16 protein-coding genes are annotated in these 19179 nt (G+C 49.9%); 13 read left to right on the top strand and 3 right to left on the bottom strand.

What is annotated here, in order from left to right; genetic code table 11:
• Position 1: 1 nt before the first annotated feature.
• Positions 2-829, bottom strand: coding sequence for an AraC family transcriptional regulator (locus tag ACFSB2_RS17405; RefSeq protein ID WP_377944379.1), 828 nt, complete (start codon positions 827-829; stop codon positions 2-4).
• 27 nt (positions 830-856) lie between these two features.
• Positions 857-1612: a phytanoyl-CoA dioxygenase family protein gene (locus tag ACFSB2_RS17400; RefSeq protein ID WP_377944378.1), complete on the bottom strand. Its 756-nt coding sequence runs from the start codon at positions 1610-1612 to the stop codon at positions 857-859.
• A 215-nt stretch (positions 1613-1827) separates the two neighbouring features.
• Between ACFSB2_RS17400 and recQ the strand changes: the two genes are divergently transcribed.
• Positions 1828-4011, top strand: coding sequence for a DNA helicase RecQ (recQ, locus tag ACFSB2_RS17395; protein ID WP_377944377.1), 2184 nt, complete (start codon positions 1828-1830; stop codon positions 4009-4011).
• 141 nt (positions 4012-4152) lie between these two features.
• Here recQ and ACFSB2_RS17390 read toward each other — a convergent pair whose 3' ends face one another.
• On the bottom strand, positions 4153-5250 hold the full coding sequence (locus ACFSB2_RS17390; RefSeq protein WP_377944376.1) for a GntR family transcriptional regulator: 1098 nt from the start codon (positions 5248-5250) through the stop codon (positions 4153-4155).
• A gap of 589 nt (positions 5251-5839) precedes the next feature.
• Between ACFSB2_RS17390 and ACFSB2_RS17385 the strand changes: the two genes are divergently transcribed.
• The 12 genes from ACFSB2_RS17385 to ACFSB2_RS17330 all read left to right on the top strand — a co-directional run bounded on the left by ACFSB2_RS17385 (position 5840) and on the right by ACFSB2_RS17330 (position 18797).
• Entirely contained in the window at positions 5840-7549 is a 1710-nt protein-coding gene (locus ACFSB2_RS17385; protein WP_377944375.1) for an ABC transporter substrate-binding protein, read from the top strand.
• Between the two features lie 201 nt (positions 7550-7750).
• Positions 7751-9385 (top strand): aspartate 4-decarboxylase, encoded by a 1635-nt coding sequence (aspD, locus tag ACFSB2_RS17380; protein ID WP_377944373.1) that lies wholly within the window; start codon positions 7751-7753, stop codon positions 9383-9385.
• A 389-nt stretch (positions 9386-9774) separates the two neighbouring features.
• Positions 9775-11148, top strand: a complete 1374-nt coding sequence (locus tag ACFSB2_RS17375; protein WP_377944371.1) for an MATE family efflux transporter — start codon at positions 9775-9777, stop codon at positions 11146-11148.
• 20 nt (positions 11149-11168) lie between these two features.
• Entirely contained in the window at positions 11169-11780 is a 612-nt protein-coding gene (locus ACFSB2_RS17370) for a DNA-3-methyladenine glycosylase I (protein ID WP_377944370.1), read from the top strand.
• A 596-nt stretch (positions 11781-12376) separates the two neighbouring features.
• Positions 12377-14386 (top strand): endonuclease MutS2, encoded by a 2010-nt coding sequence (locus ACFSB2_RS17365; protein WP_377944369.1) that lies wholly within the window; start codon positions 12377-12379, stop codon positions 14384-14386.
• Positions 14387-14634: 248 nt separating this feature from the next.
• Complete coding sequence (locus ACFSB2_RS17360; protein ID WP_377944368.1) at positions 14635-15519, top strand: alpha/beta hydrolase family protein; 885 nt, start codon at positions 14635-14637, stop codon at positions 15517-15519.
• Between the two features lie 299 nt (positions 15520-15818).
• On the top strand, positions 15819-16217 hold the full coding sequence (locus ACFSB2_RS17355) for an AbrB/MazE/SpoVT family DNA-binding domain-containing protein (RefSeq protein ID WP_377944367.1): 399 nt from the start codon (positions 15819-15821) through the stop codon (positions 16215-16217).
• Positions 16210-16518 (top strand): type II toxin-antitoxin system RelE/ParE family toxin, encoded by a 309-nt coding sequence (locus ACFSB2_RS17350; RefSeq protein WP_377944366.1) that lies wholly within the window; start codon positions 16210-16212, stop codon positions 16516-16518. Before ACFSB2_RS17355 ends, ACFSB2_RS17350 begins: the two co-directional genes overlap by 8 nt.
• A 198-nt stretch (positions 16519-16716) precedes the next feature.
• A complete protein-coding gene (locus ACFSB2_RS17345) occupies positions 16717-17019 on the top strand; it encodes a hypothetical protein (protein ID WP_377944365.1) in 303 nt (100 codons plus the stop codon).
• Positions 17004-17486: an acetamidase/formamidase family protein gene (locus ACFSB2_RS17340; protein WP_377944364.1), complete on the top strand. Its 483-nt coding sequence runs from the start codon at positions 17004-17006 to the stop codon at positions 17484-17486. Before ACFSB2_RS17345 ends, ACFSB2_RS17340 begins: the two co-directional genes overlap by 16 nt.
• A 35-nt stretch (positions 17487-17521) precedes the next feature.
• Complete coding sequence (locus ACFSB2_RS17335) at positions 17522-17830, top strand: deoxynucleoside kinase (protein ID WP_377944363.1); 309 nt, start codon at positions 17522-17524, stop codon at positions 17828-17830.
• A 400-nt stretch (positions 17831-18230) separates the two neighbouring features.
• The gene (locus ACFSB2_RS17330) at positions 18231-18797 is read left to right on the top strand and encodes a class I SAM-dependent methyltransferase (protein WP_377944362.1); all 567 of its coding nucleotides are present in this window, start codon (positions 18231-18233) and stop codon (positions 18795-18797) included.
• The last annotated feature ends 382 nt before the right edge of the window (positions 18798-19179 follow it).

Below are 19179 nucleotides of genomic sequence, written 5' to 3'. Positions count from 1 at the left end.
ATCATTCGTAGAGGGTGCCGCGCCAACTGGCGCGACGGATTTCAGTGGGTGTCGCATCCATGTGCTCTTTGACCAAACGGGACAGATGGTAGCTTGTTTGAAAACCTGTCTGCTCGGCGATTTCTGCCAATGACAAGCCGGTGTTGCGCAGAAGTTCGACGGCGCGGTGCACCCTGACTTTCCACAAGTAGCGCATCGGCGTGATCTGCTCATATTGACGGAATAACCGGATCAGATATTCGGGAGAGACATTCGCAATTTGCGCGAGTGTTTTCAGGGTCAGCGGTTTCGCGTAGTTCTCGTGAATTTCCGCTTTGACAGACAGGAACGACGGATGTGTTGCGCACGCTGCCCCCTTCTGCTGGCTTTCAGCGATGTAAAGCAAGAGTGCGCTGACACCTAAAGCGCCTATGTGCGCATCCTTCTTGTTTGCGCCTGGGCTGTGGGATAACGCGTAGAGCAAATCTGTCAGTTGGTTCATCGCATCTGACAGCGGAATGGCAAACGGCAGGTGATCGAGCATTTGCTCGCCACGATTGGATATCGACTGTGGCAGAACATCAATCCAGCGGTGCCAAGTTTCCGCCTCTTTGCAGAAGATGAATTCCTCCTGATGACCAGGGTGCAGCAAAGCGACGTGTCCTGGCAACAGGTGATGAATCTGGCCATCGATGTGGATCTCGGCGTGACCTGTATGCAGGATGACCAATTGAAGGTACTGTTGAATGCGCGGGCCGTATGTCCCGCCTGGTGGATAGACGACAGAACCGCAACTGACGCATTGGGCATAAAAAGGGGGACTTTGGTTGCTCCAACTGCGCATCGCCATATTGGATGTCGTCCCCCCTTTGAAAAATCAATATAGTGGGATTTTCTTCTTCAAATCTTCCCGTTCAATCACTGAGTCATGACGGATATAGTGACCGACATATGATCTGCGCCAGCGATCTGTAGAACGGTTTTTACGGGAAGAGTGGATTAAGAGATTGTGAAAAATCACAATATCTCCTTTCTCCATCACTAGGGGAATTTCCTTTGACAGATCCGCCCCTTCTGTTTCATCCGTCCATGGCTCATGTTCCTCCACATTTTTCACCTTGCCATGTGGAAGCAACCCTAACTTGTGGCTGCCGGGAATGGCAAACAAGCAACCGTTTTCCTCGTCGATATCTTCAAGCGCCATCCACGCTGCAGTCAGTGTATTCGGCTCGTTGCGAATGTAGTAGTAGTCCTGGTGGGCCGCTTGACCATGTGAGCCAGGTTCTTTATAAAAATACATGCTTTGCACGCCGACAGCTTCGTCGCCCAACACTTGCGCCAAAGCGCCGCGGACAATTGGAAGTTTTAGCATCTGCAATGAGAAACCGTCGTGTAAGTGCGGGTTGAAAACGCGAATGGAAAACCTGTCTGCGTCCGTCCATGCCCCTCTTTTGGGCACCGCCCACTCCGGCATGTCATCTTGCGCGCGTATATGATGAATATGTGCATTGTACATATCGATGAGGTCATCGCTGCACGCTTTTCGCAAAATGATGTACCCGTCGTTCTCATACTGATTCAGTTGTTCTTCCGTCAGTGGGGACAGTCGATCAGCAGCAACCTGCAAGGTCATCTGTAAACGCCTCCATTGTGATTAGGTTTGACAAACGTTGAGTTTCAAGATAGCTCTACAATAAACTGTTCTTCTGCCAAAAAGAATGCACGCTTTTGACGAGCTTTTGTCTGAAATTGATATTTCACCATATGATCACTGTTCGATCCGATATCGACGCGCGTTGCAGCTTGGTTTACGATGGAAGCAGGGACATACCTCGGAGGACGGATATGATGGGTGAAGATAGCGCGAAATTGCAAGCAGCCGAGCGGCTCTTAAAACAATACTACGGATATGACGCGTTTCGGGTCGGACAGCGCGACATCGTCTCCAGCATTTTGCATGGGCAAGACACGGTTGGCATCATGCCGACCGGCGGCGGGAAGTCCATCTGCTATCAATTGCCTGCGTTGATGTATGCGCGACTGACGTTGGTCATCTCGCCCTTAGTTTCGCTGATGAAAGACCAGGTGGACGCATTGCAGAGCTTGGGCATTGCAGCCACGTTTATCAACAGCACATTGACGGCGTCTGAGGCGCAAGACAGGTTGCGACGCACGAGGCGCGGCGAATTCAAACTGCTTTATGTCGCGCCGGAGCGACTTGAAGTGGAGGCGTTTGTCAACCTGTTGCAGTCGCTGCAGCCAGCGCTTGTCGCCATTGACGAAGCGCACTGTCTGTCGCAGTGGGGGCATGATTTCCGGCCGAGTTATCGCGCCATTGCGCCATTTTTGGCCAAATTGCCGAATCGTCCTGTCATCGCGGCATTTACGGCGACAGCGACCACAGAAGTCATCGCAGATATTGGCGAACTGTTGTCTTTGCAAAGCCCGAACGTGTTCGTCACGGGGTTTGATCGCGAAAATCTCGCGTTTTCGGTGTTGCACGGCCAAGATAAAAAGGATTATGTGCTCAAATATCTGGCGAATCATCCTGGGCAGGCGGGGGTAATTTACGCGGCAACCCGGAAAGAAGTGGACGGTCTATACCAATTTTTGCGCCAGAAGGGGCATGCGGTCGGTCGATATCACGCCGGATTGAGCGATGATGAACGCGCCACGAGTCAAGATCAGTTCCTCTATGATGAAACGCGGGTGATGGTAGCTACAAACGCGTTTGGCATGGGGATCGACAAATCGAATATCCGGTTTGTCATCCACTACAATATGCCAAAAAATCTGGAGGGCTATTATCAGGAAGCTGGGCGCGCTGGGCGCGATGGGGATCCAGGCGAATGTGTGATGTTGTTCAGTCCGCAGGATGTGCAGGTGCAGAAGTTCTTGATTGAACAAACGACTTCAGCGCCCGAGCGCAAAGTGAGCGAATATAAAAAACTGCAGGCGATGATTGATTACTGCCATACGACCATGTGTCTGCGCGCGTATATCCTGCGCTATTTCGGGGAGGATGCGCCAGCGCGTTGTGATCATTGCAGCAACTGTGATGAAGCGTTCGAATTGCAGGATATCACCGTGTTGGCGCAGCAGATTTTCTCTTGTGTGTATCGAACGAAGGAGCGGTTTGGCACCACGTTGATTGCCGGTATTCTGCGTGGCGCAAAGGAAAAGCGGATACGGCAATTGGGGTTTGACGCCTTGCCGACCTATGGCTTGATGCGCGGGCGCACAGAGAAAGAGATTGTCGGCTATATCCATACGCTGGTGGCGGATGGATATTTGAAGCTGTCAGAAGGACAGTATCCGGTGTTGCAATTGTTACCACAGGCAGCGCGAGTTCTGAAGAACGAAGCGCAGGTGTTTGTCAAAGTCGTGCAACAAACACAGGCGCAACGCTTGGACAATGGGTTGTTTGAGCAATTGCGCGCGCTTCGCAAAGAGATTTCGCAGCGCGAACACGTGCCGCCGTATGTGATTTTTTCGGACAGCACGCTGCGGGAAATGGCTGCACTTTGTCCGACGGATGAGCAGGGCATGTTGGCGGTGAAGGGGGTCGGTGAACTCAAATTTGCGAAGTATGGTCACGCTTTTTTGACCTGTCTACAAGCGTATGCAGCGGCTTCAACAGAAGATTCCAAGCAAACACGGGCAACGCACATGCGGACGGTTGGTGCGCAAGCGACACAGCACGCAGGTGAAGCTGGAGTGGACGACGGCCAGACACCGAGTCATCTTGTTTCCTATCAGTTGTACCAAGCGGGGGAAACCATTGCTGACATCGCCAAAAAACGCGATATGTCCCGCATCACCATTGAGAATCACATCATTCGCAGCGCGCAGGAAGGCCATGCGATGGATTGGGACACCATCATTAATAGTGAACATGAACAGCAGATTTTGGCGGCGATTGCGGAAGTGGGTGTGGAAAAACTGAAGCCGCTCAAAGCGCAGTTGCCGGCAGAAGTCAGCTATTTTGAAATTCGCGCAGTCATGTGTAAGCATGCGCAGGTGCTCATATGACGAACAGGTGATATGAGATTTACACCAACGTTGAAGCATTGAAGCGTCCGTATGGGCGCGAGCGAGGCGAGCGAGGATGCTTTCGCGTGGAATGGAATTTTACACATCACGGCCATGCTGATGATGTCGCAGCATGGCCGTTTATTTGCTAGATGAACGGACAATCAGTTCGGGTTCGAACATCAGATCATCCGTCGGCTCTTTTTGAATGGCTTTGAGAATCATTTCACCGGCTTGTTCACCCATGGCGAACTTTGGGTGTTTGATGGTCGTCAACTTGATATCCCCAGCCGATGCCAACTGGCAATCGTCAAATCCCACGACAGATATATCAGTGGGCACGCTGATGCCGTGTTGCTTGAATGTCTGCATCAAATCGATGGCGATCTCATCGTTATAGCACACCACTGCACTGGGGCGTTCACCGGACGGCAGTTGCAAGACTAGGTTCACATATTGTTGCGCAATACTGTGCCGTTCGTCAGTGGTGTAAAATTTCACTAGTTTTGCTTGGAAAGTCACACTGTTTGCCTGCAGTGCCTGCAGGAACCCTTGAAAGCGGAACTTCCCCTGCAAATCATCAGATTTAAAGATGCCACCTATTTGTTGATGCCCATGCTCAACCAGATGGCTTGTCACCAGTTCGCCGCCTCTTTTATCGTTGATGCGCACAGATGGCGCATTGAGCTCCGGGTACATACTGTTCAACATGACAATGGGAATCTGTTGTTGTAGCAAGGAAAAATAGTGATCCATATTCGGATTGGGGTAGGCGCTCCGCGTCGGTTCGATGATGGCGCCATCCACCTGTTTCTCCAAGATGACTCTCAGGGCTTGCGCCTCTTGGTTGAAGTCATTGTTTGTGTTCAACAGTAAAATCGCATACCCTCTAGGACGAAGTTGCGCCTCAATGCCACGAATGATCCAGGGAAAAATATAATCGGATATATAGGTAGTCACTACGCCAATCAAATGGCTCTGCGATTTTGGTGTCAGAGAAGCAGACGTAGACAGCGGGAGATTGCTGACAAAGGTTCCTTTGCCTTGTGTGCGATAAAGCCACTTTTCATGCACCAAAGCAGCGATGGCTTGGCGAACGGTATGACGGCTCATGGAAAATTGCTGCGCCAGCTCGTGCTCTGTAGGAATTTGTTGCCCGGGCAGAAACGTCCCGAGAACGATCCACTCTTTAATCTGTTCTTTCAATTGAAGATGTTTCGGTGTAAGCTTGGCACTCATCGCAGAACCACCTTACAAACATGATTGCGGCATACCGCATGACGAAGGCAATTGTACCTCTATGAGCATGAATCAAGCAACGAGATCGCCATATATGAGCGTAGTAGACCGCCAAGCGTGACGCGTCCCCACCATAATAACCATAAAATTCCAATCAATCGAGGCATCGCGAGTGATGCGTGCAAAGGTACCGGCTTTATTTTCAGCATAGCCTTGAAAAGGCTTTCTTTTCGGTGTGCGAAATTTTTTTTATTCTTCATAATGGAGAATTGTTGACATGATGAGTGCATATCCCTATAATCCCACTGTACCTATATGCTTTATAAGATAATAGAGCGCATATTTGGCAGGGCTGGGCAAATGCTATAAGTTGCTGCGGCAAAGGAAACGACATACTGCTATGCGTGATGCGTCCCGCACCGACAGCATCATGAAAATGCCAGTCAATCCAGGCATCGCGGATGGCGCACACCAAGGTACAGAATCATTTTCAAGACAGATTCACACGTGGAGACATGGTGGTGCTGTCATCTGACAGCTACCTCATCTATCTGCAGGATGTGAATGTGGAAAACGGGGGATTGCTCTTATGAGAAAAACGACGCGTGCATGGCTGACAGGCGCCTCTGTGGTTGCTTCAACCGCGATATTGCTTGCTGGGTGCGGCAATCAGACAAACACATCTAGCACACAACAGAGCGGTACATCGACCGACACGACACTTCACGTGGCGCAAGGGACCAAGTGGAATGACGAATTCATTCCCAACCTTGATTCCAGTGGATATACAAGTGCAATGTGGCAATTGTCTTTCGATCCGCTGCTGAACTTTAACAACAAATTGGGTATCGAACCTTGGTTGGTGTCGAAGTATAAATATTCGGCGGATCACAAAACTTTGACTTGCTGGATTCAGCCGAACGCCAATTGGTCGGATGGGAAGCCGATTGTTTCCCAAGACGTTTTATTGGATATGAATTTTTTGGCTTCACCCGCTTATAACGGGCCACATCTTCAGGGGCAATCTGAATATCTGGTCGATAACGTGGTCGGGGAAAGCAAGATTCAAAGTGGCAAGGCGAAATCCTTTGCCGATACAGGCGGTTTTACGATCATCAATGACAAGGAATTTCAGGTTCACGTCAATCAGGCAGACGCTGCGTTTTTGACTGCGGATCTAGCTTGGATCACGCCGCTGCCAGCGCATGTGCTGAAAAATATTCCGTTTTCCAAATGGTTGACCATGCCATTTGACCGTAAACCGACGGTCGTCTCAGGCGCGTATATTCCGACATCTGCGAATGGTCAATCCGTGGACAAGTTTAAGGCGAACCCGGATTACTGGCGGGGAAAACCCAAAATCGCAAACGTCGTTTTGCAGTATGTGAGTCCAGATGTCGAGCCAAGTATGATTCAGAACGGCCAGTTGGATTATGCCATCAACGGCATTCCCTCTGATGATAAGCTGAAGCTGAAAGGGCAGCCTGGCGTCTCGGAACATACGGATCCCAGTCTCGAATATTCGTTTTTGGGATTAGAAGATAAAAAACCGTATTTCTCAGATGTGAGAGTGCGTCAAGCCATCGAGTACGCATTGAATCGCCAGGAAATGATCCAAGGGTTGTACAAGGGGATGGCGGTACCTATCAACTCGCCGACGCCGGACAGCTTTTCTTGGGCCGCGACACCTGCGAGCCAGTTGAACCAGTACAAATACGATCCGAAGAAAGCCGAACAACTGTTGGACGCAGCGGGTTATGTCAAAAAAGGACAATGGAGAATTGATCCGAAAACAGGCAAGACGTTGCAAATTCATTTGGTTTATTCAAGTGGCAACACCGTGACGCAAAGTGAAGGAACGGCGATTCAACAAGATCTCCAGGCGGTTGGCTTGGACGTGGTCGTTGACACGCCGCTTGATTTCAACACGCTCATCTCACGCTTGGAAAACAATGACTCAAACATTGATATGTGGCTGATGTCCAACGAACTGGGTGCCGACCCTGATCCGCGTGGCATGTGGGGAACAAAAGACCCAGATAACTTCGGTCGTTATTCGAACACCGAGATCGACAAGTTGATTTACAACACTTGGGCACTGCCGTCCGATTTCACGCAAGCGGGTCGTGGTGAGCAGTTCCAAAAGTTCAACAAGTTTGTAAACCAACAATTGCCGCTCGTCTTCTTGTGGGATTTGCAAGATGTGACGGTGTATAGCAGCAAGTTGAACATTCCAGCCAGCCATTTCGGACCGCTTGGCGCATGGCCTGTGGCACCCGATTGGACGCTGTCAAACTAAAGATATGAACGGTCTGGCTGGTTGAAAGGCCAACGCCAGTTTGTCCTTTTCGCAGGCGCGCATCCAAGGTGTGCGCCTGCTTTTTTGATTGAACGCTGGACGCGCCCAGCGTGAAGTGGCAAGTATAGTTCTGGATTCCCGGGCAAATAATACCGTGTGGGATATGTGGGAGCAGCGGTCTGTGAGAGGAGTTTAGCAGCTATGGATAAAAAGATTGCCGCACAGCGTGACATAGAGCGTCCGTTTGAAAAAATTAGCCCTTTTGAATTTAAAAATAAACTGATCCATCTGGCTGAGGACAATGAGAAGAAAAGCGCGCGTGCGATGCTCAACGCTGGGCGGGGGAATCCCAATTGGATTGCCGCGACGCCGCGAGAGGCTTTTTTTGCGTTGGGCCAATTTGCCGTTGAGGAGAGCCGCAGGGTTTGGGATGAGCAGGATTTGGCGGGTAAACCGGCTATTGAAGGCGCAGCGTCTCGCTTAGATGCGTACATCAAAGCGAATGCGCATATACCAGGCATCAAATTGCTTGCATCCATTGTGGAGTATGGCGTCAAGGAGCAAGGATTTGCCGCCGATGAATGGGTGCACGAGTTGGTCGATGGCATCATCGGGGACAATTATCCCATGCCTGATCGGATGCTTGTGCGAGTTGAGAAGATTGTCCATGATTTTCTCATTCAAGAGATGTGCGAGAACAATCCTGCTTGCGGTAAATTCGATTTGTTTGCCGTCGAGGGCGCAACTGCAGCAATGTGCTACATATTTGATTCCTTGCTGGAGAACTATCTGCTTTCACGTGGAGATAAAGTGGCCATCATGGTGCCTATTTTTCCGCCATACGTCGAAATTCCCCATTTGGCGCGCTATCAATTTGACGTGGTGCAAATCAAGGCCTCAGATCTCGATGCGCATGGGGATCACACATGGCAATACCCGGCCTCTGAGATTGAAAAATTGGTCGATCCGTCGATTAAAGTGCTATTCCTCGTCAATCCCAGCAATCCGCCTTCGGTGGCAATGTCCGAGGACACAGTCAAGCAGTTGGTGGACATCGTTCAGCACAAGAATCCGAATTTGATGATCATCAGCGATGACGTCTATGGCACATTTGTGGATGGTTATCGTTCGTTGATGGCGGATCTGCCACACAACACCATTGGCGTGTATTCATTTTCCAAGTACTTTGGCGTGACGGGCTGGCGGCTTGGTGTCGTCGCGATTCATCAAGATAACATATTTGACAAACTGCTGCAGCAGTTGCCGGAGAAACAAGTGAATTTGCTGCACGCCCGGTATGCGTCGTTAAACGAACATCCTGAACAACTGCGATTTATCGACCGATTGGTTGCAGATAGCCGACAGGTTGCGCTCAATCACACTGCGGGATTATCTACGCCGCAACAGGTGCAAATGGCTCTTTTTGCGGCCTTTGCCCTCTTGGATAAGGAGAATCGATATAAGCAGCTGACCAAAGAGATTTGCCAGCGGCGGATGAAGCTGTTGTATGAGGGGCTGGATTTGCCGCAACCCAATTTGCCGAAGGATGCGGATTATTACACCGAGTTTGATTTGGAAGAGTGGGCGAATCACCATTACGGACAAGCATTTACAGATTATCTGCAAAAAAATTATGAACCTATCGACATCCTGTTCCGCTTGGCGGAGAATTCGTCGATTGTCTTGTTGAACGGCGGCGGATTTTATGGGCCGGAATGGTCCATCCGCGTGTCGCTTGCAAATTTGGATGATGCGTCATATGTGCAAATTGGTCATGCACTGCATCAGGTGCTGGCGGATTACGTGGCGGAGTGGAACGCGAATAAGGATTCATGAAGGCGCTGCGCATGTCTGGCAAATGTCGGTCAAATTGTGCTGTACGCCGATGATGAATTCAGATATACTGTCTAAGCATTGCGAATTTGACACGATTTTAAAGGTGGTGGTGGATATGTTGTACGGATTGACATGGGTGGTTGTTGGTGCAAAATGGGTGTGCCAGACGACTTTGGCAAATGGAGCATCAAACCAATTTGCTGATTTGCAAACCGATGTCAAGACGTAAGCACATCCTCACTTCTGACCGATAGATAGGACAGAGGCTACGGGTCGCTTACCTGTAGCCTCTTTTTTGTGCCATCTGGTCGTTGCGTTCAAACTTCATTTGGTCATTGTTTTGCCGCATCTGGGATTTCACCATCATTTCGGGAAAGAAGGAATCTGTGTTGCCGCTGGGGAGACGGATTTTGAAGTTGGCGTTGCCGTCCATTGCGACGTTTTCATCACAGACGTTAACAGGCATGTTGACGCTGATCATCGTTGGTCGGTTGGGTGCGTCGGCGATTGCGATTGTCGGGATATGCAACATCTTGATGTACAATTGTTGGGCTTTGTTTGCGGGTTTGAACGAATCCATCAACTACTTGGTCTCGCAGAATTATGGCGAAAAGTCGATGTCAGCAGGCAACCAGCGCATGCAAATTGCGCTGTTGCTCTCGCTCGTCCTGGATGTGCTCTGGTTCGTCGCCAGTCTCACGTTGCCGCGCGAAATTTTGACGTGGGTGGGGGCAAATCCATCCCTGATTCACGCTGGGACGTCTTATTTGCGCATTCGCATGTTCGCTTTTTTGTTCTCGATGTTTACAAACGTGTTTTACGCCTATATGCGCGCTGTCGGAGATACAAAAACACCGATGCTGATCTCCATGTTCACCAATTCAGCGCTGATTGTGCTCACGTACATCTTGACCTACGGTGCTTTTTCCTTTCATGGTTTGGGGCTCGATGGCGCTGGCTGGAGTATGGTTATCACGGAGGGTATCGGTTTTACCTCGAGTTTGTTTGTTTACTATGTGCTGTATCAGCGCAAGTTCAGCACGCGTGTATGGCAACGCATCCACTGGGAACCTATGCGTCTTATTATCTGGGAAAGCGCCAAGTTGAGCGTGATGGAGTTGTCGATGAGTCTGGGCATGTTGGTGTTTACCGCCTGTATTACGCGGTTAGGCACAGTCGCCGTCGCCGCCAACGAGATGGCCTTGAATATTCTGTCGCTCGGCTTTATGCCTGCAAACGGCTTTTCTGCGGCCGCGACCATTATTGTCGGTCAGGATGTAGGCAGAAAAAGGCCGCTTGACGCCAAACGAGGCGGCTTGTACACAGTCGGTTTCGGGTTGATATTCATGGCGTTGTTCTCCATCTTTTTGTGGTTGTTTGCCTTGCGTGTGGCCAAGATATACACTGCAGATGCCGCTGTGTATACACTGGCTGTCTCATTGATTCACATTGCCTCGTTTATTCAATTGTTTGACGGCGCTGGCATCATCTTCTCCGGCGGGTTGCGCGGCAGCGGCGATACGACGTTTTTGTTCCGAATGTCGCTGATCTTAAACTGGATTGTGTTCATTCCGTTGACGATTGTCCTGACCACGGTATTTCATTTGGGTCAAAGCGGCGCATGGTTTTCTTTGTGCACACTGATTGTGCTGATCTGCTTGTCCTACGGATTCCGTTATCTCAAAATGGACTGGAGTATGGTGGCGAGTCGCTCCATCCACGTGCAGCCAGCAGTGCTTGGCATGGAAGAGGAAAAGCGGTAACGGGTGAATGGAGACATCAAATGGCCACTGTGGCTGGTGGCCATGTTGCAGAAAAGAGGGATCATTTGCAAAGATGCGGTTGGGTCAATGCGGACCCACTTTACATTGCCTACCACGACGAGGAGTGGGGCGTGCCCGTTTTCGATGACCAAAAGCTGTTCGAGCTCCTGATTTTGGAGGGCGCCCAAGCAGGGCTTAGCTGGTATACGATTTTGCGCAAACGAGAACATTATCGCCGCGCGTTTGACGGCTTTGATGTTGAACGTGTCGCTGCATATGGAACGGAGAAGGTGGCTGACCTGTTGTCTGCCGATTCAGGCATCGTGCGCAATCGGTTGAAAGTCGCCGCTGCCATTCGCAATGCCAAAGCTTTTCTGCAAGTGCAAGACGAGTTTGGCAGTTTTGCCGACTACTTGTGGCAATATGTCGATGGGAAGCCGCTGGTCAATCATTGGGCCAGTTTGGCTGAAGTGCCAGCCAGCACAGCCTTATCGGAACGGATCAGCAAAGACTTGAAACGACGCGGTTTCAATTTTGTTGGACCAACCATCATCTATTCGTATCTGCAGGCCACAGGCCTGGTGATGGACCACGTGACAAGTTGTTTCCGTTACGAACAACTTCGTCAGTAGCGATACGCGTCTGGCGAGGTTACGGAAACGCGATGATAAAGCAGGTTGCCCGTTTTGCAAAGCGCAATTGACAAAGCGCGCAAAAGGTTTTACGCTTTTATTGCAACTTGTTAGGGGGATGTTTTTATGTCAAAGGTCGTTGTTCTGAATTAAATGAATTTCATATCAGCCGTGAGGTCGTTTTGACCTTAGGCAGCAGACATGTGCGACATTGACGAATGGAGATTCGTTTTTTCAATGCGCGCACGGCGTATGAGCACATTTTTGATGTGTTGTATTTGGGTACGCTTCAACATGCCTGCGGAAATTCGTTCAGGACAACGGGAAAACATCGCCAGATACCGACATATCTGCGTAAAGCCGTGCACTGATGCACGCTTTTTTTATGCGCATTTAGCGGATGACGCCATCATTGTGCACAATTGCAGCTGATGTGGCGCGTCGTATGGCAGGGATGAACCGGAGGTTCTTCCCTGCCTTTTTATGTTTTGTATTCGGCATACGTCGAAGTTGTCAGGGCGATGCAGGAGGTACGCCTCCGTTCCGCAGGGATGTGTACATGGTTTCACAATAAGACCAGCGGGAGGGTCTACGCCTTGAATCACAAAGTGATGCAACAACTGGAATATGACAAAATGAAAGATGAATTGCGCCATTACGCCATGTCCTACCTGGGCAAAGCACATGTGGCAGCGCTGGCGCCGATTGATCATTTGCCAAAGATTTCCCAACAACTCGCCGAAGTGGAAGAAGCGTTGGCCATCGTCAATACCGGCTCCAGTGTGCCGATCCCATCGCTGGAAGGGATTGAAATGGGGATGAGCCATCTTGGTAAAGGATTCCTCATGTCCGAACGGGAATTGGCAGACATGGCGCGGTTTATCGATAGCACGCAACAGCTCAAGCGCTATATGGCGAAGAAAGAGTCCATTGCGCCGCGCGTTGCCGCGTATGTGTGGGCGCTGCACGATTTGGAGCCTTTGCTTGCCGAGTTGAATCGGTGTATCCAGCACGGGCAACTGGCCGATCACGCCAGTGACACGCTCGCCAAGTTGCGCAAAAGAGCGGGCGTGATCGAAGAGCGCGTGAAAAAGAAATTGGACAGCACGCTGCAGAAGTATCGCAGTTATCTGCAGGAACACATTGTCACCATGCGCGGCGGACGCTATGTGTTGGCGGTCAAACGGGATCACAAGCGGAGTGTGAAGGGGGCGTTGATAGATGAATCAGCCAGTGGGCAAACCGTCTTTATCGAGCCTGCCGACATTTTGCCGCTGCAGGAGGAACTGGAGGCCTGCCGCGCGGAGGAAGATTTGGAAAAGACGAGGGTGTTAAGCAGGCTGACTGGGTTGGTGGAAGCGGATGCCGAGGCGTTGACAGCCAATTTGGAATTGGTCGGCCACTACGATTTTCTGTTCGCCAAGGCCAAATACGCGAAGGTGCTCGACGGGCGATCCGTTCGTCTAAACGATGTGGGGCGCATTGTCATCCGTGGCGGACGTCATCCACTGCTTGAAGGAAAGCGCGTGCCGCTTGATTTTGCCATTGGTCCGACGGCAGGATATCGGGCGTTGCTGATTACCGGTCCCAATACAGGGGGCAAAACGGTCAGTTTGAAAACAGTTGGGTTGCTTTCGTTGATGGTACAGTCTGGACTTTTGGTTCCGGTGGAAGCGGACAGTGAATTTGCGGTTTTTCGCGATGTGTTCGTCGATATCGGCGATGGTCAAAGCATCGAGCACGCGTTGAGCACGTTTTCGGCGCACGTCAAAAGCGTGATCGAGATTCTGGAAGCGGCAGGGCCCAACACGTTAATTCTGCTCGACGAATTGGCGTCAGGGACAGACCCCGGCGAGGGGATTGGACTGTCCATCGCCGTGCTGGAGGAACTGTATCGGCGCGGCGCCACCATTGTCGCGACGACGCACTTCAACGAGATCAAGCAGTTTGCGAAGCGATCCGCTGGCTTTGAGAACGCGCGGATGGAATTTGACATCGAGACACTAGAACCGCAATATCGCTTGCGCATTGGTGAGGCGGGACGCAGTTACGCATTTGAAATTGCGCTGAAGTTGGGTGTGGCGCCAGAAATCATCGCGCGCTCGCGCGAGATTGCTGGAGATCAACGCAATGCATCTGTACAGATGGAAGGGACGCCTGAAGCGCGGGGGGCGCAGACGTCGGTGGACAGTTCGCAGTCGGAACAGAAGACATCTGAGTCGACTGCCGCTCAAAGTGGATTAGTACGGGAACGTATCCGCAAGCGATTGCCAAGTGAGGGACCGCAGAAATCGGAAGCGAGTGACGTCGCATTTCAAATCGGGGATAGGGTGTGGGTTCATCCGCTCAAGCAAAGCGGGATAGTCTATCGACTGCCTGATGCGCGCGGGAAGTTGGGTGTCATCGTCAAGAAAGAGAAATTGACCATCAATGTCAAGCGCATATCGCCTTATCTTTCGCGTGAGGAATTGTATCCCGAGAACTACGATTTGGCGATTGTGCTGGAGTCAAAAGAGGTGCGGAAAAAGCGAAACATCATGCGGCGCAAACATGCAGAAGGCCTGACGATTGAACATCCGACGGATGAGCCGAAAGATATTCGTTGAGGCTGGCGTGTTGGAATATTGCTAATTTCGCGATGCAGAGGCTGGCGATGTGTTCGTCATTCTTTGCATCGTGATCGCGCCCAAGCAATACGGTCATTTATAATGGAAGAAACGCGAGGTCAGCTGTCGCGATCAACGTCTGTAGCGGACGTCGAGCTCGTAATGTGCTGAACATTTTGTAAGTATCGAGCCATTGCCAGTATGATGTCGCGAAAAGTTCGTCAATTTTGGGATGGGGGCATACGTTGGTGAACGACTTGTATGAGCAATTTGTAGAAGTGCTTGGCGGCGGTTTACACAACCGCGAGAAGGTCACGGCCACTGTCGTGGACCAAGTCGAATTGCCGCTGTACCGACGCGAAAAGCTGCTGTTGAGCGCAGGTGGACGCGTCATTCCGACTTATCTGCTTCTGCCGCGCACCGACCAGCCGCGTCCGGCGATTTTGGCCCACCATCAGCACAATGGCGAGTATCATTTGGGCAAAAGCGAGCCTGCTGGAATTGCCGGCAATCCGGATATGCATTATGCGCACAGACTTGCCGAGCGCGGTTATGTGGTTGTCACTTGGGATGCCATTGGCTTCGAGGAGCGGAACAACGCCTTTTTTGGCCGGGCGCACGAACAATTTCTGGGCACCAAGGCTTTGCTGGAAGGGGCATGTCTACAGCGAGAGTACACACTGGATGCGATGTATGTCACGGATTATCTTTTGTCTAGGCCAGAAGTGCTGACGGATTCCCTGGCGACCATCGGCCATAGCTTGGGCGGCCAGAACGTATTGTTCACACTGTTGTTGGACGACCGTGTGCGGGTGGGCGTTTCGAGTTGCGGCATCGGCACCGCAAAGTCGTTTACCGAGGAAGGGATTCAACACAACATCGCCTGGTATATTCCCGGTCTGTTGAAACTCGGCGACACGCCAGGACTGGCTCCATTGTTGAACGCAAAATCAATCTTTATCAGCCAAGGATCAAAGGATCCCATCTTTCCGCAGCGCGGGGTTCAGGCATTTGCCGACGCCGCGCGCGCTTACGCTGAAGTGCGTCTGCGCTTTTTCGACGGCCCTCACGCATTTCCTGCCGATGCCCAGGAAGCCGCATTTGCGTTTTTGGCAGAACAGTTGGGCCGGTGATTGGCATTCGGCGGTCAGTGACAGGGGATTGAAAAATCCCCTCGCTGATTTGTACTGCAAAAGGATTCACTGCCTCAAGGTGAATCCATTTTGTTTTACGAACGACCATAGATAGTTGATGATCCACGTCATAAGAGATGAAACGAATCATGAACGCGGATCATTGACGAACGAGGTAACGCTAGTGATGTCAACTATAAAAGCCGATCTCGGACACATGGGGCGGTTTTATAGTTTTTTTTGCGATGATTAGATTCTGTTGTATCCTTGAATCAAGGATACAAGGAGGTCGTTTAAACATGACGCAATCGGCATATGCTAAGAATGTGCTGGAAAGGGGGCACTCTGGTATGGACAAATATGTCCGTATTACTGGAAAACGGCAAGTCACGATTCCAAAGGAATTTTTTGAACAACTGGATATGGGGACAGTGCTCCACGCTTTCATTGAAGGTGGGTGCCTCATTTTGGAACCTGTGCGCCCAGAAGACCCGATGGACTTTTCACAGGAGATCATAAACGACTTGGCGGACGCTGGCCTAACCGGCGAGGAACTAAAAAAAGAGTTTGCAAGGCGACGAGAGGGTATGATGGCCGCCATGAAAGAACTGGTCACGGATGCGCGAAAAGAGGCTCTCAGTGGCTCTGAGTCGGATGGCGATGACTTCATGGATGAGTTGATCAATACTGATGAGTGATTATCCATACAAACTGTCATCGCGAGCAAAACAGGTTTTGAAAAAGCTCAAAGACAAGCCGCTGTTGCGTAAATATCAAGAGACGATGCGAGACATTTGCGAATCTCCATTTGAGGGCGATCCAAAGGTTGGCGATCTGAGCGGCGTATACGCTGTCGGTTTCCGTTATGTGGACGGTGAACATCGTGTGGCGTACGCCGTGGTCGAAGAAGATGGCATTGAGCCGTTCGTGTTGATTTTGTTGGTTGGGACGCGGGGAAATTTTTATGAGGAACTGAAACGAATATGGAACAAGCATTGAAGTCCGGTTTACTTTTCCGGGCTTGTTTTTGTATTCGGTTTACAGCGGATCGAACTGGAACAAATATTTACCGCCTTGGACGGTAATCGCGCTGAGTACAGGGGCCTTAGTCTTATGTGGGTGTTTAAGCTAACACCGGCTATATACGTTATACTTAACAAAAATAGATATTTATGGATATGAGTGGAGGGAAGCTTAATGACGGTTCATTATATTTCTCCAAGCAGAGAAACGCTTCATGGCCCTTTTTCACGTGATAGAAAGCCAATTATATCAATTGAAAGCGGTGACACCGTTAGATTTACCACATTAGATGCGGGATGGGGGTTAGAACCCTTCGCTGAAGATGGCACGAGGAAGCGGCTTGAGACACCTGAACAAGGGCATGCACTGTGCGGCCCAGTCGAGATGAAAGGTGCGCGGCCAGGGATGGTTCTTGAAATTCAAATCAATCAGGTTGTACCTGGCTCATGGGGATTATGGGTATGCCCCCAGATCTAGAAGGCATGCAGCCAACCTTTCCTCCTCGTTTTTGTGGAGGGAACATCGATTGTAAGGAACTCGTAGCAGGTAGTACGCTATATCTTCCGATTGCGGTATGTGGCGGTTTATTCTCTGTCGGCGATGGCCACGCGGTGCAGGGAGATGGAGAAGTCGGCGTTCCCGCATTGGAATGTCCTATGGAACTTGTTGATCTGACCTTCAACCTGAGATCGGATATAAAGCTCTCGATGCCAAGGGCCAAAACGGCAAATGGATGGATCACATTCGGGTTTCATGAAGACTTAAACGAAGCAACCGTGATTGCATTAGAAGGCATGTTGGAAGTATTACAGGAACTATATGGATTTGATCGTAAAGAAGCCTTGGCGTTGTCGAGTTTGATCGTGGATCTGAGAATCACGCAAATCGTCAATGGAACAAAAGGGGTTCACGCGTTTTTACCCCATGGGGCTGTGAGAAAATAGAGCATAGACAGAATGATCCAACAGGAGGACAAAGGATGCCATTGATATGTGTTGACGGAGCAAGTGCAGTGGGTAAGACTACGACTTGTAGAGCGTTATCCAAGAGATACAATGCCTATCATATCCAAGAGGTCAATGCTTTATGGCGCAATCGCCCCAATCCAGAGCCGTTGTTTTGGTATTTTGAAAAGCAAGTCGAGCGATGGGCAATTGCACAAGAGAAACTTAAGGATTACGAAATCGTGTTATTTGACGGGGACCTATTCCAACCGATGTGGTACAACTGGTCCTACAATTTTTCATTGTTCAATCAGAGCCTAGAAACGATAACGAACTTCTTATAGAACGAATATCATTGACGGCAAGATTGGATTTCCAGACAAGTACTTTATTTTACATATCGGCGAAAATCAATTGAGACTTCGTAAGGATAACGATGCCACAAGAAGTCGTAGAGGTTTTGAGGATCATTTAGCCTTCATCGAACCACAGAAAAGGTATTTTAACGCAATGAATGACATTAGACCTGGGTTTGTGAGGTTACTCGAAGCCACAACGATAGATGACAATATCGAAACCATATGTAGGGAATCACACAATATAGAACCTATGGAACGGGAGGGTTCGCTAGAACTATTGGAATTGATGGCACAGTGGCTAGGAGATAACAAAGCGCAATCTCACCATCATTGACACACCAATTGGGACATGAGTAGACGAATATCTGGAACCGGAGGACCGCTGATGACTGAAGAAAAATTGAGAGTTGTTGTTGGGGCTGGCGAATATAATAACAATCCAGGTTGGATACAAACCCAAGAGACCGAACTTAATTTGCTACAGAGGGATGATTGGGGACAAAGATTTAAAGCAGATACTTTGCATGCAATTCTGGCAGAGCATGTCTGGGAACACCTAACCTATGACGAAGGACGGGAAGCGGCAAAAATCTGTTTTGACTTTCTACAGCCAGGTGGATATATCAGATGTGCGGTTCCCGATGGTTTTTTTCCTGACGAGGAATATCAAAACGGGGTACAAGTTGGAGGACCTGGACCTATCGCTCATCCAGCCGCCAGTCATAAAATAGTTCATACATATCGATCCATAACAAAAATGTTCGAAGAAGCAGGTTTTCGAGTGGAGTTGTTGGAATGGTGCGATGAAGAAGGGCAATTCCACTCTAGAGATTGGGATGAAGCCAACGGATTTATCTACCGCTCAAAGCGTTTCGATCACAGAAATCAAAATGGTAGACTCGGGTTCGTTTCTCTCATCGTTGATGCAATGAAACCTATACGTGAACAATAATGTGCATATATCTTTTTGATAAACGGGGCGAATGACGAAGACCAGCCTAATCGCATGCTTGCATGGTGATACACTGATATGACAGAGGAGCGCTTGTCACTCTCGGGATCGTGCAAGATGCGTTTGATTGAGGTGAAACAGCATGAGACGAGCCGCGAGTGCAACGGGAATCATAAGAACATTGTCAAAGGTGTTCATGGCATAGTGGGTTCCTATCAAGAGGTGACGGTTGTTTGTCGTAGCCGCAAGTATGGCTAGAACCGTCATGCTTGCGGCAGTGGGGTCTGTCAATAATTTTGTGTAAACTCCGTTCGATAAAACTAGCGGATATAGTTCTCCACTCGGTCTGGAAAGTATATGATTAACTGACTGAGTATCTGTC

The organism is Alicyclobacillus fodiniaquatilis, assembly GCF_042678105.1.
GTDB lineage: Bacteria > Bacillota > Bacilli > Alicyclobacillales > Alicyclobacillaceae > Alicyclobacillus > Alicyclobacillus fodiniaquatilis.
This window is presented reverse-complemented; position numbering and strand designations above follow the sequence as displayed.

What these genes read in the sequence shown, in the direction of transcription:
- ACFSB2_RS17405 (WP_377944379.1), bottom strand. Translation starts at nt 829, where the DNA reads ATGGCGATGCGCAGTTGGAGCAACCAAAGTCCCCCTTTTTATGCCCAA.
- ACFSB2_RS17400 (WP_377944378.1), bottom strand. Translation starts at nt 1,612, where the DNA reads ATGACCTTGCAGGTTGCTGCTGATCGACTGTCCCCACTGACGGAAGAA.
- recQ (WP_377944377.1), top strand. Translation starts at nt 1,828, where the DNA reads ATGGGTGAAGATAGCGCGAAATTGCAAGCAGCCGAGCGGCTCTTAAAA.
- ACFSB2_RS17390 (WP_377944376.1), bottom strand. Translation starts at nt 5,250, where the DNA reads ATGAGTGCCAAGCTTACACCGAAACATCTTCAATTGAAAGAACAGATT.
- ACFSB2_RS17385 (WP_377944375.1), top strand. Translation starts at nt 5,840, where the DNA reads ATGAGAAAAACGACGCGTGCATGGCTGACAGGCGCCTCTGTGGTTGCT.
- aspD (WP_377944373.1), top strand. Translation starts at nt 7,751, where the DNA reads ATGGATAAAAAGATTGCCGCACAGCGTGACATAGAGCGTCCGTTTGAA.
- ACFSB2_RS17370 (WP_377944370.1), top strand. Translation starts at nt 11,169, where the DNA reads ATGGCCACTGTGGCTGGTGGCCATGTTGCAGAAAAGAGGGATCATTTG.
- ACFSB2_RS17355 (WP_377944367.1), top strand. Translation starts at nt 15,819, where the DNA reads ATGACGCAATCGGCATATGCTAAGAATGTGCTGGAAAGGGGGCACTCT.
- ACFSB2_RS17350 (WP_377944366.1), top strand. Translation starts at nt 16,210, where the DNA reads ATGAGTGATTATCCATACAAACTGTCATCGCGAGCAAAACAGGTTTTG.
- ACFSB2_RS17345 (WP_377944365.1), top strand. Translation starts at nt 16,717, where the DNA reads ATGACGGTTCATTATATTTCTCCAAGCAGAGAAACGCTTCATGGCCCT.
- ACFSB2_RS17340 (WP_377944364.1), top strand. Translation starts at nt 17,004, where the DNA reads ATGCCCCCAGATCTAGAAGGCATGCAGCCAACCTTTCCTCCTCGTTTT.
- ACFSB2_RS17335 (WP_377944363.1), top strand. Translation starts at nt 17,522, where the DNA reads ATGCCATTGATATGTGTTGACGGAGCAAGTGCAGTGGGTAAGACTACG.
- ACFSB2_RS17330 (WP_377944362.1), top strand. Translation starts at nt 18,231, where the DNA reads ATGACTGAAGAAAAATTGAGAGTTGTTGTTGGGGCTGGCGAATATAAT.